Annotated in this window: 17 protein-coding genes; 11 read left to right on the plus strand and 6 right to left on the minus strand. The window is 31.9% G+C overall.

All coding sequences use genetic code 11. The annotated features are described in order from the left end of the window. The first annotated feature begins 22 nt into the window (after positions 1 to 22). The 11 genes from N1F78_RS12370 to N1F78_RS12420 all read left to right on the plus strand — a co-directional run bounded on the left by N1F78_RS12370 (position 23) and on the right by N1F78_RS12420 (position 10,392). Complete coding sequence (locus N1F78_RS12370; protein WP_406683471.1) at positions 23 to 1,213, plus strand: glycosyltransferase; 1,191 nt, start codon at positions 23 to 25, stop codon at positions 1,211 to 1,213. 91 nt (positions 1,214 to 1,304) lie between these two features. Further along, positions 1,305 to 1,874 carry a gluconate 2-dehydrogenase subunit 3 family protein gene (locus N1F78_RS12375; protein WP_406683472.1) on the plus strand — a complete coding sequence of 190 codons (570 nt, stop codon included), beginning with the start codon at positions 1,305 to 1,307 and terminating at the stop codon, positions 1,872 to 1,874. Between the two features lie 7 nt (positions 1,875 to 1,881). Continuing rightward, entirely contained in the window at positions 1,882 to 3,567 is a 1,686-nt protein-coding gene (locus N1F78_RS12380) for a GMC oxidoreductase (protein WP_406683473.1), read from the plus strand. Further along, the gene (locus N1F78_RS12385) at positions 3,564 to 4,607 is read left to right on the plus strand and encodes a beta-propeller fold lactonase family protein (protein ID WP_406683474.1); all 1,044 of its coding nucleotides are present in this window, start codon (positions 3,564 to 3,566) and stop codon (positions 4,605 to 4,607) included. The genes N1F78_RS12380 and N1F78_RS12385 overlap by 4 nt, the downstream gene beginning before the upstream one ends. 66 nt (positions 4,608 to 4,673) lie before the next feature. Continuing rightward, complete coding sequence (rfbA, locus tag N1F78_RS12390) at positions 4,674 to 5,549, plus strand: glucose-1-phosphate thymidylyltransferase RfbA (protein ID WP_406683475.1); 876 nt, start codon at positions 4,674 to 4,676, stop codon at positions 5,547 to 5,549. A 6-nt stretch (positions 5,550 to 5,555) separates the two neighbouring features. After that, entirely contained in the window at positions 5,556 to 6,128 is a 573-nt protein-coding gene (rfbC, locus tag N1F78_RS12395; RefSeq protein WP_406683476.1) for a dTDP-4-dehydrorhamnose 3,5-epimerase, read from the plus strand. Further along, on the plus strand, positions 6,121 to 6,978 hold the full coding sequence (gene rfbD / locus N1F78_RS12400) for a dTDP-4-dehydrorhamnose reductase (RefSeq protein ID WP_406683477.1): 858 nt from the start codon (positions 6,121 to 6,123) through the stop codon (positions 6,976 to 6,978). Before rfbC ends, rfbD begins: the two co-directional genes overlap by 8 nt. Before the next feature lie 52 nt (positions 6,979 to 7,030). Beyond that, complete coding sequence (gene rfbB / locus N1F78_RS12405; protein ID WP_406683478.1) at positions 7,031 to 8,083, plus strand: dTDP-glucose 4,6-dehydratase; 1,053 nt, start codon at positions 7,031 to 7,033, stop codon at positions 8,081 to 8,083. 89 nt (positions 8,084 to 8,172) lie between these two features. Next, the gene (locus N1F78_RS12410) at positions 8,173 to 9,219 is read left to right on the plus strand and encodes a cytochrome D1 domain-containing protein (protein WP_406683479.1); all 1,047 of its coding nucleotides are present in this window, start codon (positions 8,173 to 8,175) and stop codon (positions 9,217 to 9,219) included. A gap of 162 nt (positions 9,220 to 9,381) precedes the next feature. Next, positions 9,382 to 9,798, plus strand: a complete 417-nt coding sequence (locus N1F78_RS12415) for a hypothetical protein (protein ID WP_406683480.1) — start codon at positions 9,382 to 9,384, stop codon at positions 9,796 to 9,798. Positions 9,799 to 10,008: 210 nt separating this feature from the next. Beyond that, positions 10,009 to 10,392, plus strand: coding sequence for an Hsp20/alpha crystallin family protein (locus N1F78_RS12420; protein WP_406683481.1), 384 nt, complete (start codon positions 10,009 to 10,011; stop codon positions 10,390 to 10,392). A gap of 4 nt (positions 10,393 to 10,396) precedes the next feature. Here N1F78_RS12420 and moaA read toward each other — a convergent pair whose 3' ends face one another. From moaA to N1F78_RS12450, 6 genes are read right to left on the minus strand one after another with little or no spacing between them, the layout of a single operon-like run. Then, a complete protein-coding gene (gene moaA, locus N1F78_RS12425) occupies positions 10,397 to 11,404 on the minus strand; it encodes a GTP 3',8-cyclase MoaA (protein WP_406683482.1) in 1,008 nt (335 codons plus the stop codon). Further along, positions 11,404 to 12,315: a bifunctional molybdenum cofactor biosynthesis protein MoaC/MoaB gene (moaCB, locus tag N1F78_RS12430; protein WP_406683483.1), complete on the minus strand. Its 912-nt coding sequence runs from the start codon at positions 12,313 to 12,315 to the stop codon at positions 11,404 to 11,406. Before moaCB ends, moaA begins: the two co-directional genes overlap by 1 nt. Before the next feature lie 2 nt (positions 12,316 to 12,317). Next, entirely contained in the window at positions 12,318 to 12,761 is a 444-nt protein-coding gene (locus N1F78_RS12435) for a molybdenum cofactor biosynthesis protein MoaE (protein WP_406683484.1), read from the minus strand. Beyond that, complete coding sequence (gene moeB / locus N1F78_RS12440; protein WP_406683485.1) at positions 12,751 to 13,845, minus strand: molybdopterin-synthase adenylyltransferase MoeB; 1,095 nt, start codon at positions 13,843 to 13,845, stop codon at positions 12,751 to 12,753. Before moeB ends, N1F78_RS12435 begins: the two co-directional genes overlap by 11 nt. 3 nt (positions 13,846 to 13,848) lie before the next feature. Beyond that, entirely contained in the window at positions 13,849 to 14,082 is a 234-nt protein-coding gene (locus tag N1F78_RS12445) for a MoaD/ThiS family protein (protein WP_406683486.1), read from the minus strand. Continuing rightward, complete coding sequence (locus N1F78_RS12450; RefSeq protein ID WP_406683487.1) at positions 14,066 to 14,650, minus strand: molybdenum cofactor guanylyltransferase; 585 nt, start codon at positions 14,648 to 14,650, stop codon at positions 14,066 to 14,068. Before N1F78_RS12450 ends, N1F78_RS12445 begins: the two co-directional genes overlap by 17 nt.

Genomic DNA, 14,650 nt, shown 5'->3' on the forward strand with positions numbered 1-14,650 from the left:
GAACCCCAAATAAATGAATGATATGATAACTTTAGAAATACTTTTTTGGACATTACTGTTCATCATATTTTATACATATGTAGGATATGGAATTCTATTATACTTCATTATAAAAATTAGAAGAATATTAAAAATTGGTAATAAAACTAAAGTTGATTCTTCATATGAGCCAGAAGTAACATTATTTATAGCGGCCTATAATGAAAAGGACTATGTAGAAGCTAAAATGAAAAATACTATGGCTTTAGATTATCCTAAAGACAAACTTAATATTGTTTGGGTTACAGATGGTTCTGATGATGGCACTCCAGAAATGATTAGTAAGTACAAAAATGCTACTGTACATCATTTGGATGAACGCAACGGAAAAATTGGCGCTATGAATAGAGGTATGGATTTTGTCAAAACGCCTATCGTTATATTTAGTGATGCCAATACCAATTTAGGAAAAGAGTCTATTAGGCGAATTGTAAACTTATTTAGTAACCCTAAAGTTGGGTGTGTTTCTGGAGAAAAAAGAATCATTGACAAAGAAAGTGATGTAGCATCTGGTGCAGGAGAAGGTATCTATTGGAAATATGAATCTACATTAAAAAAATGGGATGCAGAATTGTATTCTGTAGTAGGAGCTGCAGGAGAGTTATTCGCTATAAGAACGGAATTATATAGACATGTTGAAAAAGACACGTTATTAGATGATTTTATTATTTCACTGCGTGTTGCTCAAGAAGGTTATACAATTCAATATGACCCTGAGGCATATGCAATAGAATCAGCATCAGCTAATGTAAAAGAAGAACTGAAACGGAAAATTAGAATCTCTGCAGGAGGTATACAATCTGTTGTGAGATTAAGTTCTCTACTTAATGTATTTAAATATGGAACTTTGTCTTTCCAGTATATTTCACACCGAGTACTTAGATGGACACTAACCCCTCTTTGTTTGTTGCTTTTAATACCTGTATTGTCAATATTAGCTATAAATGAGGGTGTTTTAGACTTCGGACTTTATTCAATTTTGTTTTGGTTACAGTTTTTGTTTTATGCAGGCGCTTTAATAGGTTGGTTTTTAGAAAACATTTCAATAAAGATTAAACTTCTATTTATACCGTATTATTTTTTTATAATGAATTTATCGGTCGTTTTAGGTTTTTTTAGATATTTAAAAAACAATCAATCAGTGAATTGGGAAAGGGCTCAAAGAGCTACTTAATTTAAACAGTTATGAGTTTCATTTTATTACAAAAAAACAAAGTCGAATTTTGTTAAAAAAATTGTATTATTACTAAGCTTTCAAATTAAAAATGAAAAGAAGAACAGCCATAAAAGGATTATTAGGAATTACAGGTGTTGGAGTAACTTCTTTTGCAGGTTATAAGTATTTCTTAGGTGCAACTAAACATTCTAGGGGCCAACTAAAAGATTATTATCAATTGATTTCTGAATTGGTTGATGTGATAATTCCGCCAACAGATACACCAGGTGCAAAAGAAGCTCTTGTACAAGATTATGTTATAGATTTTATGGAAGATTGTGCTTCAAATAAAGAATATAATAACTTCTTAAATGGTCTTATTGATTTGCAAGAAGATAGTAATTTAAAATTTGGTAATTCTTTTGAAGAATGTTCTAATGAAAATAAAATAGAGATACTAAAAAGTTTTGAAAGTGGAGTGTCTGATGGTATAATATCAAAAATTAATAATAAGATTAAGGGGCGAAGTTTCTTCAATATAATTAGAACCTTAACCGTTGAAGGATATTGTACTTCAACAATAGGTGCTACTCAACATTTGGTTTACGAACCAGTTCCAGGAAGGTACAACGCCATAACAACTTTAAGTCCTAATCAAAAAGCTTGGGCTACAAGATAAAGAGATAATGACAGAACAAACGCAACATAATACTTTTGATGCTATAGTAGTAGGTTCCGGAATTAGTGGAGGATGGGCTGCCAAAGAGCTAACAGAAGGTGGATTAAAAACTTTAGTTTTAGAACGTGGTAGAAACGTGGAACATATTAAAGATTATCCAACGGCTTTTAAAGCGCCATGGGAATTTAAACATAAAAACCATTTAACAAATAAAGAGTTAAAGGATTATCCAATTCAAAGTAGCCATTGTGATCCTAGCAATAAGCATTTTTATGTAAAAGATAGTGAACACCCCTACGTACAGGTAAATCCTTTTAAATGGATTAGAGGCTATCAAGTTGGTGGACGCTCCTTAACATGGGGTCGTCAAACATATCGTTTATCCGATTTAGATTTTGAGGCCAATAAAAAGGACGGTCACGGTGTAGATTGGCCTATACGATACAAAGATTTAGAAAAATGGTATGATTATGTAGAAGATTATGTAGGTATAAGCGGTACATCTGAAGGGTTGCCACATTTACCTGATGGGGTGTTTCAACCTGAAATACCAATGAATGCTATTGAGAAGCATCTTAAAGATGAAATAAAAAAGAAATATTCAGATAGAGTTTTAATTCATGGTAGAGTTGCAAACTTAACGCAACATAAAAATGGAAGAGGGCCTTGTCAATACCGTAATTTATGTAGTAGAGGTTGTCCCTTTTCAGGTTATTTTAGTAGTAATTCATCTACGCTTTTAGATGCACATAATTCTGGTAATTTAACGCTTATGGCTAATTCAATAGTCAAGGAGGTTATTTATGATGAAACAAGTAAAAAAGCAACTGGAGTTATTATAATAGATTCTGAAACTAAAAAAGAATTAACTTTTTATGCCAAAATAATATTCCTTAACGCCTCTGCAATAGCTACAGCAGCTATACTTTTAAATTCAACATCTGATTCTTTTCCAAATGGTTTAGGGAATACAAGTAATCAAATTGGGCATAACCTTATGGACCATGTTGTTAATGAAGGAACTTACGGAACTTTTGATGGACTAAAAGATAAATACTATGAAGGTAGATCTCCAGGAACAGTTTATGTGCCCAGGTTTCAAAATTTAAATGAAACTTCAGAAAAGGTTGATTTTTTAAGAGGTTATGGAATTCAGGGTAAAGGACTAAGAGAAAATTGGCAATTGAAGAAAACTTCAGGTTTTGGAGTTTCGTTAAAAGAGCAATTGTCCACTCCAGGTGAATGGATTATTTCATTTGGGGGAAGAGGAGAATCATTACCAAATTATGATAATAAAATATCACTCGATAATCAAAATCTTGATAAATGGGGAATGCCATTGGTTAAGGTAGACTTTACATATGGCTCTAATGAAAAAGCCATGATGGAGCATATGACTAAAGAAAGCGAAGCTATACTAAATAAAGCAGGGTTTAAAAATGTTGGTAGTTACAGAAATAGTCCACCTCCGGGTTCTGCAGTTCATGAAATGGGAACTGCTAGAATGGGAAATGATCCTAAAACCTCTGTGCTTAATAAGCATAATCAAATGCATGATGTTAAAAATGTATTTATTACAGATGGTAGTTGTATGACTTCTTCTGGATGTCAAAATCCGTCATTAACATATATGGCGCTTACAGCAAGAGCATGTAATTATGCTATTGAACAGTTTAAATCTAATAAATTATGAGGTACATAAAACTTGCAATCATAGTATTTAGTTTGATTTTGGTATCTTTTACTTTATACTATTTTATGATGCAACCTACATATTCTATTAAAATGGAAGGAGATTTATATGTGGTTAATAAAGCAAGTAAAAGCGTAACTGTTTTTGATTTGTTGGAAGGTGAGTATATTACAGAAATTAATTTAGAATTAGAACCACATGAAGCTGCATCATTAACTAACCCAAATAGGATTATTGTAACTAATTACGGAAGTTCTGATGTTGAGGGGAAAAGTATTACGGTTATCAATTCAGATAATAACAACATAGTAAACACAATAGAACTAGGAGATAGTGCAAGACCTCACGGAATTATTCAATTCCCTGATTCTAAAAAGGTAGGAGTTGTTACCGATATTGGTAATGATTTATCTGTGATTAATATTGATTCTGGGGAGCTTGAAAAGCAAATATCAACTCAACAAGATTTTAGCCATTTATTAGTTCATCACCCTTATAAACCATTGGTGTATGTGTCTAATATTAATTCCGGTTCAATGAGTGTTATTGATATTAACTTAAATAAGGTTATAAAAATTGTTTCCATTGGAGAACGAGCTGAAGGTATTGATATTTCTAAAGATGGTTCAGAAATTTGGGTTACAAATATTGCGGAGAATTTTATTTTGGTAATAAACACTGAAACAAATGAAATTGTAGATAGAGTTGAAACAGGTAAAGAACCTTTACGTTTAAGTTTTACCAATGATGGAAAATTTTGTTTGGTCTCTAATTCCGGAGATGGAAATGTTTCAGTATTCAATGTAAAAACAAGAGAATTGGTTACTATTATTAGTATTCCAGGGAAAAAAAATATTGTAGAAAAACTAATTTACAAAACCCCTAGGCCAGTTGGGATATTAATGCACCCTAATGGGTTATATGCTTTTGTATCTAATTTAACGGCCGATAGGGTAGAAGTGATTGATATGAAAAAATTTGCAATTGTTAGCAGTATTGAAGTTGGGGAAATGCCTGATGGATTAGCAATGATTAATTAAAAAGTAAAAAATGAATTTATATAAACTTATAGTTATATTAAATATGCCAACCAAAAATAATTATTTATGAAAGGAATCATACTAGCAGGAGGATCTGGAACCAGATTATATCCAATAACAAAGGGAACCTCGAAACAGCTTCTTCCTATTGGAGATAAGCCGATGATATATTACCCTTTATCAGTTTTAATGTTGGCAGGAATAAAAGAGGTCTTGATTATTTCCACTCCAATAGACTTACCAAGGTTTGAACAGTTGTTGGGTGATGGAAGTGATATTGGAATGCAGTTTTCGTATAAAGAACAACCTTCACCAGATGGATTAGCACAAGCCTTTATTATAGGAGAAGAATTTATTGGAAATGATGATGTTTGTTTAATTTTGGGAGATAATATTTTTTATGGATACGGATTTTCAGAAATTTTGGCTAATGCTGTTAAAACAGTTGAAAACAGTAAAAAGGCCACCGTTTTTGGTTATCATGTAAAAGATCCTGAGCGCTATGGCGTTGTGGAGTTTGATAAACAAGGAAATGCTTTAAGTATAGAAGAAAAACCAGAAAAACCTAAAAGTAATTTTGCTGTTGTTGGTTTGTATTTTTATCCTAATAGTGTTGTTGAAATAGCAAAAAATGTAAAACCAAGTCATCGTGGTGAATTAGAAATTACTAGTGTAAATCAAGAATACCTAGAACAAGAGAACTTAAAAGTAGAATTAATGGGTAGAGGGTATGCATGGTTGGATACTGGAACTCATGAAAGTCTATTAGAAGCATCAAATTATATACAAACAATAGAGCATAGACAAGGATTAAAAGTTGCATGTATAGAAGAAATAGCATTTGATAAGGGGTATATTTCTAAAGAGGAGTTGTTAGAATTGGCAGAGCCATTAAAGAAGAATGGTTATGGACAATATTTAATTAGCAGAGCGAAAGAATAAAATATTATGGAATTTATAAGAACAGAAATACCAGATGTAATTATTTGTGAACCTAAAGTATTTGGAGATGATAGGGGTTATTTTGTAGAAACCTTTAGACAAGACAAGTTAGAGGATTTTGTTGGATATAAAATAGGTTTTTGTCAAGATAATGAATCTAAATCTTCTTATGGTGTGTTAAGAGGGTTGCACTATCAGTTAGCTCCTTTTGCTCAAACTAAATTAGTTAGAGTAATTGAAGGAACAGTTTTAGATGTAGCTGTTGATATAAGAAATGGGTCAAAAACATTTGGTAAACATGTTACGGTAGAATTAACAGGAGAAAATAAAAAACAAGTGTTGATACCCAGAGGCTTTGCACATGGGTTTGTTGTTTTAAGTGAAGTTGCAACGTTTGCATATAAAGTAGATAACTACTATAGTCCTGAATGTGACAGAGGAATTGCTTTTAATGATGCATCTCTTAATATAGATTGGAAATTACCAATGGAAAAAATGAAGTTGTCAGATAAGGATACTAAACAACCTTTATTTAAAGACGCAGAATATTTTGAAAATTTAGTTTCGCTGTATGAATAATATTCTAATAACAGGTTCTAATGGTCAGTTAGGTTCAGAACTTAAAGAGTTCGCCAAATCTAATTCTGCGTACAATTTTCATTTTTTTGGAAGAGAAGCGTTAGATATAACCAATCATGCTGCTGTGGAGAACTTTGTAAAAGAAGCTGATATTTCAATTATTATTAATTGCGCAGCACATACGGCTGTAGATAAGGCAGAGAGCGACATTGAAATGGCAACAAAATTAAACCATTTTGCTGTAGAGAACTTTGCCAAAATAGCAAAAGATAACAAGGTAAAATTAATTCATATTTCAACAGATTATGTTTTTGATGGTACTAACCATATGCCTTATGTTGAAAGTGACAATACTAATCCTCAAGGTGTATATGGTAGGACCAAGCTAGCGGGAGAACAAGCCATACAAAGGTTGAATCCGAAAAACTCAATTATTATTCGTACTTCTTGGGTGTATTCAAGTTTTGGTAATAATTTTGTTAAAACCATGATTCGTTTGGCCAATGAAAGAAACGAATTAGGAGTAATTGTAGACCAAATAGGAACACCAACATATGCGAAAAATTTAGCACAAGGCATTTTAGAAATCATTCCTAAATTAGAAAATGAGAATGTAGAGGTTTATCATTTTTCAAATATGGGTGCATGTAGTTGGTATGATTTTGCAAAAACAATATTTAATTTAAAAGAGATAGATATAAAGGTAAATGCAATTGAAACATCACAATACCCAACAGCAGCAAAAAGACCTTTTTATAGTGTATTAAATAAAAACAAAATAAAAGATAAATTTCAGATTGAAATTCCGTATTGGAAAGATGCTCTGAAAGATTGTTTGAAAAAATTATAAAAACATAACCTGAGTTTAATAAAGGGTTTATACTTAACCAAAAATAATAACGATGAAGAAAAACATTTTAGTAACTGGAGGAGCAGGATTTATAGGTTCACATTTAGTGCGTCTTTTAGTTAATAAATATCCAGAATATAATATTTTAAATATGGACTTATTAACTTATGCTGGAAACTTAGCTAATTTAAAAGATGTAGAAGACAAGCCCAATTACACTTTTTTAAAATGTGATATTTGCGATTTTGAAAAGGTTAAAAACGTTTTTGCTTCTTATAATATAGATAATGTAATTCATTTGGCAGCTGAATCTCATGTAGATCGTTCAATTAAAGACCCTTTTTCATTTGCTCAAACAAATGTAATGGGCACTTTAAGTTTATTGCAAGCTGCTAAGTTAACTTGGGATGGTGATTTTGAAGGAAAATTATTTTACCATGTTTCTACAGATGAGGTTTATGGTTCATTAGGAGAGGAAGGCTTTTTTTTAGAAACTACACCATATGATCCTCATTCTCCATATTCAGCATCAAAAGCCTCATCAGATCATTTTGTAAGAGCATTTCATGATACTTATGGTTTGCCAACTGTTATTTCTAATTGTTCTAATAACTATGGATCATATCAGTTTCCGGAAAAACTAATTCCATTATTTATCAATAATATATGTTTAAATAAACCTCTTCCTGTCTATGGTAAAGGAGAAAATGTTCGCGATTGGTTATACGTAAATGATCATGCCAGAGCTATTGATGTTATTTTTTCTAAAGGCAAGTTGGGAGAAACTTATAATATAGGTGGTTTTAATGAATGGAAAAATATAGACTTAGTGAAAGTGTTAATTGAAACTACAGACCGCTTATTAGGAAGACCAAAAGGCACTTCAGATAAGTTAATTACTTATGTAACAGATAGGGCAGGTCATGATATGCGTTATGCAATAGATGCCACCAAATTAAAGAATGATTTAGGATGGGAACCTTCATTACAATTTGAAGAAGGAATTGAAAAAACTGTAAAATGGTACTTAGAAAATAAAGAATGGATGGAGAATATTACTTCTGGTGCTTATGAAAAGTATTATTCTGAGATGTACAGCGTTTAAAGTAAAATCACATTATTGTTAAGGCTAGTTTATGCCTTATAGCGAATGATTTTGGCTATAAAATAATTCTTTTTCAATTAATTAAATAAATGAAAAAACTTAAAGTTCTAGCTTTATTAATAGGTTTACTATTAATTATTCTACTAACAATTTTCATAAAGGCTAGAACTACTTCTTACAATATTAAAACGGAAGGCAAGTTGTTTATTGTAAACAAACTAAGTAGTAATGTTACAGTTTTTGATTTATTTAAAGGAAAACAAATAGCCAAATTACCAATTGCCGTAGAACCGCATGAGGTAACTTTAACATTCAACAAAGATAAAGTTGTTGTTACAGACTATGGAGCACCAGATGAAATTGGTAAAAGTTTAACTGTTATTAGCAGTTTGACTAATGAAATTGAAGGGCAAATTGAAGTTGGTGAAAGCCTAAAACCACATGGAATTGTGGCTATTCCTAATTCTAATGATGTTGCAGTGGTAACAGATATTGGTAATGACCTTCTGGTTATTGATACTGCAACAGGAGAGATTAAAAAAAAGATACCAACAACTCAAATCTTTAGTCATCTTTTGGTATATCATCCTAATAAACCATTAGCCTATGTTTCAAATATGAGCTCTGGTTCTATAAGTATAATTGATGTTAATTTAGAAAAAGTTATAAAGGTAATTCCCTGTGGTAAGGGAACCGAAGGTTTAGATATAACTCCAGATGGGTTGGAAGTTTGGGTCACTAATAATAAAGACCAAACTATATCTGTAATAAACACTTTAACAAATGAAATAGTTACAACTTTGAAAACAGGAGAAGAACCTGCAAGGTTGAAATTTTCAATTGATGGAAAATATTGCCTGGTTTCAAATTCTACCTCAGGTACCATATCGGTTTTTAATACTGCTTCTAGAACACTTTTAAAAACAATCTATATTCCTGGAAAAAAGAGTTTTATTGAAAGAATTCTTTATCATACACCTCGGCCTGTTTGTATAATAATGCATCCAAATGGTAAGTACGCTTTTATAGCTAATTCAAACGCAGACAAGGTGGAGGTAATTGATATGAAAACATTTGAGATTGTAAGTTCAATAAAAACGGAAAGAATACCCGACGGCTTAACAATAGTTAGGTAGTTTTTCTTACATATAAATCAGTTAAACTGTTTTAAGTACTTTTAAAACGGTTTATCTATTGAAAATTACCGTTCATCTATACAACATACTCAACCAACTTATAATTTAATATAGTTTTAAATGTAGTTAGTAATTTAGTCTAATAACTTTAAAACTATTGCTATGAAATCTAATAGAGATGTAAGAAGACAAAACCAAAATATTGCTTTAGAGATAAAAGGGTATTTATCAAATTTAGAGTTTGACTTTGTGGATAATGATCTATTAGAAGACATAAAAGATTTTTTTAAGGATAAGCATGCAAAAAGTAATGTTTTAGATTCTGAGTCTAGCATAGATAGTGAAGAAATTGATGATGAAGATGACGTTAGTCATGAGGCACAAGTTGCATTTTTAATTGAACATGGTATAGAAATAAAGAATAATATTCAAGATTTAAGAAGTGAATACTTAATAAATAACTTTAAGAGAGTTGAGTTTTATGGAGTAGATTATTATTTAAGAATAAAAGACTACGGAACTGAACAAAAAGTTTATAACTTCTTAATTGATAATCATATCGTGAGTGTTGCTGCTTAATTGTATTATTTAATATGATTTTTGGTTTTTCCTGTTTGCTATTAAATTGTAATATCTCTTTATTTAATGGTAAGCAGGATTTTTTTTAAAAAGATCAAATTTTAATAGATAATTTTAAAATTTAGCCGTAAATTTAAGTGATCTTCTTCTAGATAGATAAGCTTCTATTCTATTTTCAATCTATTTCATTAAAAATTTTCCCTCAAAATTATGGCTCCTTTTAATCCCTCTTCTAATCAAGGTAGAAACATTAATTATAATATTTCAAAGAAAGAATTATATAATGAAACAAATAAGAACAACTTAAAAATTCTTGAAACAGAATCTGGTTATCATTATGAATTGAAAATACCAGGATATATAAAAGAAGATTTTAGATTCTATATAAGTAGGAATCAACTAGTAATCACAACCGAAAAAATAAAAACCTTTATCAAGTCATTAGGGAATAAGGTAAGCAAGAATAAACACTCCTATTGCTATCCGTCTGCTTATTTTAAAATGAAAATACCCTTGCCAAAAAAACTAATTAAAAAGGAGATTTTTGTCAATTATAAAAATGAAGTGTTATCTTTTGATTTATTAAAACAATAACAAATTAACCACCTATTGTAATCATACTCCGGTTTTTGCTATGTAGATCGGGTTTTTGGAGCTTTTTTAAAGTATCCATTCCTCCTCGTGTTTTGTGTTTCGCATGAACGGCATTTGCTATGACAGGTTCTATTGAATCGCCATTTCTTAGGGTTGTCAATAAATCGGATTCAGAAGAAGAGAATAAACAATTTTTTATTTGCCCATTGGCTGTTAATCGCAATCTGTTACATGAATCGCAAAAGGGATTAGTAACAGAACTTATGATGGCAAAACTTCCTTTGTAACCTTTTATTTTATAGTTCTTGGCTGTATCGTTTGGGGCATCTTGTAAACGTTCAATCGTGTCCGCTTGGAAGTGTTGGTTAACTTTTTCCATGATTTCCTTATAAGAAACCATTTTACTCAAATCCCACTTATTGCCATCAAAAGGCATAAATTCTATAAAGCGTATAGAGACTGGTAGATTTTTGGTGAGTTCAATAAAATCTATGATTTCATCTTCGTTGAATTCTTTCATCAAAACTGCATTTACTTTAACAGTAAACCCTTCTTTAACAAGAAGCAAGATATTGTTGTAGACTTTTTCAAATTGATTTCTACGGGTAATATGAGTGAACTTATTTTTATCAAGGGAGTCTAAGCTTACATTGATTTTTTTTATACCATTGGCTTTTAACACATCAATAAACCTGTCTATAATAACCGCATTTGAGGTGATTGATAACTCAACAGGTAATGAAGCCAATTTTTCAAGTACCACAGGAATGTCTTTTCTAACAAAGGGTTCGCCGCCTGTTAATCTTATTTTTGTAACCCCGTTATCAACAAAAGTTTTGGCAATCTCATAAACCTCCTCATAGGTCATTAAATGACTTTTAGGAGATAATTGGACACCTTCTTCGGGCATACAATAAGAACACCTTAAATTACATCTTTCAGTAAGAGAAATGCGTAGATAGGTGTGTTCTCTACCAAATTTGTCTTGTAATATGTTGGTTGTTTTTATCATTAATCGTGTCTAGCTCCTTTTAAAATTCTAAATACATGTAATACCGAAGGGAAAATGGCATCCATAGATTCCTTAGCACCATTTGTAGAACCTGGTAAGGCCAATACTAAAGTGTTTTCTATTGTTCCAGCAACACTTCTGGATAACATAGAAAATGGTGTTCTGTCTTGTCCATAGTTTCTAATGGCTTCCTCTATTCCTGGAATACGTCGGTCTATTATTGGAATTAAAGCTTCTGGTGTCACATCTCTACCTGAAAGCCCTGTGCCCCCGGTATAAATTACCATATCAATACCCTGTTCCTGATAGGTTTTAACCTTATTTTGAATAGCATCAGTTTCATCCGGAATGATAACATATTCTGCTATAGAAACATCGCAGGATTTTAGTTTTTCAATAATAGCTTTACCAGCTTTATCTTCTTTATGTCCAGCCGAAATAGTATCAGAACAAACAACCACAGCGACCTTTAAATCTTTCCTGAAATTATCTTTAAAATCTGATTTACCTCCTTTTTTATTCAACAGTTTAATGGCATGAATTTCAATGCCTTTATCAATAGGCTTTAGCATGTCGTACATATTAAGGGCAACCACACTTGCGCCATGCATAGCTTCTACTTCAACCCCTGTTTTATAAATGGTTTTTACGGTGAACAATACGGTGATTTCAAGTCCGTTGATTTCATATTCAACCCCTGTGAATTCGATAGGTAAGGGATGACAATCTGGCAAAATATCAGGAGTGCGTTTAACCCCTAATAACCCAGCGGCCTTACTCATGGCAAAGACATTACCCTTTGGAACAGTATCATTTTTAATGGCTTCTATAGTTTCGGGTTTACTTACGGATACTATAGCTTGTGCCACAGCGGTTCGTAACGTTGTATTTTTATGTGTGATATCAACCATGACTAACTATTAACTTTCCATTGATGAGTTTCATCTTCAAAAATTTCTTTACCAAAAACAGGAACATCGGCTTTAATGGCCTCAACTATATATTCCAGAGCTTTAAAAACCACTTTACGCCGCGGTGAAGACACGAAAACAAACAGGCATATTTCTCCATTTTTTACGGTTCCTAAACTGTGGTAAATATGCATACAGGTAAGGTCGAATTTTTCAAAAGCGGCCTCTCTGATATCATGGAATTTCTGATTCGCCATATCTTCATATGCTGTATATTCAATGGCTGAAACTATTTTTCCATCAATTTCATCGGCTCTTACTTGACCAAGGAAAATGTTATGAGCACCAATACTAGTTTTGGTTTGGTGTTTATATATAGAATTGCCTATAAAATCTGAGGAAATGGCCCCTTCTCTAAATACGTTTTTTGGTTTTTTATCTGACATTGGTCTTTTCTTTAAATTGTTCTTTTAAATAGTTTTTTATTTCTAAAGCACCTTCCACAATGCTGTAACAGTTTGTGATGCCTTGTTCCTTTAAATAGGCTACGGCTCTTTTACTTCGCGTTCCCGATTGACAGAAAAAGTACTTTTCTTTATCATTATTCAATTGCTCCAGTTTGTTTTGTATTGAACTGAGAGGAATAGATTCAATAGACAATTCATCCACTTTTGGTTGTTCATGGGTTTCACGTACATCAATAAGCAGAATATTATCTTTGTAAATTATGTTTTGGATTGAGACAAGTTTGTTGGTCTCACAATTAATATTGAGTGCTCTATCACGAAAAGTAGATTGTTGAATTAATACCTCGTTTATAACAGTATCATTCCTGTTAATTCTTAAAGTAGTTGATTGGTTTGATAAGGAATTATAGCATAACAATTTACCTGATAATACATCCCCAATTCCCAAAATAAGCTTGATAACTTCGTTGGCTTGCATACTTCCAATAATACCAGGTAACACTCCCATAACGCCAATTTCAGAGCAGTTTGGAACCGTATCTTTTTGAGGTGAGATAGGGAACAGGCATCTATAACTCGGTCCGTTGTTATAATTGAAGACCGAAACTTGACCTTCAAATTTATATATAGCTCCAAAGACCAATGGTTTATTACTGATGATGCAGGCATCATTTACCAAATAGCGCGTTTCAAAATTATCTGACCCATCCACAACAATGTCATACTGATTGAATAACTCAAGAGCATTTTGATAGGTAAGAGCTTCTGGGTAAGCTATAATTTCAATATCTGAGTTTAAATCTTCCAATCTGGTTTTAGCAGCTTGAGCTTTATTTTTACCTAAAGAGGATGCTCCAAAAAGCACTTGGCGTTGTAGATTAGATAGTTCAACTTTATCAAAATCAATAATTCCAATAGTACCAACCCCAGCAGCAGTTAGGTATTGCAATATTGGGCAACCCAAACCACCCGCTCCAATAACCAATACTTTGGCTTTGGAAAGCTTGTCTTGACCCTCTGGACCAATTTCTGATAAAATGATATGTCTGTTATACCTGTTCATTATTTATCCCCCAGCAAATGGCGGTAATAAAGCTATTTCTAATCCCGTTAATTCAGTTTCTGGTAATACTAATTCTTGATTTTGTGCTATTTGAAAATCCTTGTTGTCTAACTGGTCATATTTAGAATTGAGAACTTCCAATAAATCTGAGACCTGACTACCAGAAACTTCTATAATCTCCTCCTGGGTATTTGTTACTTCAACTATTTGTCCAAAATATTTAACCGTTATATACACTTTCAATAGTTTTAAGTTCTTCTTTTGTATTTACGTTCATGGTCGTGTCTTGCTCTTCAGCAGTAAGTACCACGTTTTTCGTTTTCATGGTATTAATAACTCGTCGCAAACGCCGTTCATCATTGTGTAATGCTTCTAAAAATCTTGGTGCGCATTGTTTCTTATACAGCGCAATTAAGGGCATGGTTTTTCCATTGCTTTCAATTTGTATGATTTCTGAATCATCATCTGTATTGTCAATCAACTTCTTTAAGATGCTTGTTTTTATTAATGGGATATCGCAGCTTAGAATTAAGTTATTTTCGGTTTCAGAAGCATTTAATCCTGAGTATATACCAGCTACAGGACCAGCTCCTTTTATTTTGTCTTCAATCCTTTTGTATCCAAAAAAATCATAATCTGCATTATCCGAAACAATCAAAATATCATTAACTAAAGACTTCAATGCTTTGATGCTATACTCAACAAAACTCTTATGTTTAAGTTTAATAAAACCTTTATCAGAGCCCATTCTTGAACTTTTGCCCCCAGCTAGAATAATGCCTGTTATATCTTTTTTGTTAATCAT

This window comes from Seonamhaeicola sp. MEBiC01930 (assembly GCF_045277075.1).
Lineage (GTDB): Bacteria > Bacteroidota > Bacteroidia > Flavobacteriales > Flavobacteriaceae > Seonamhaeicola.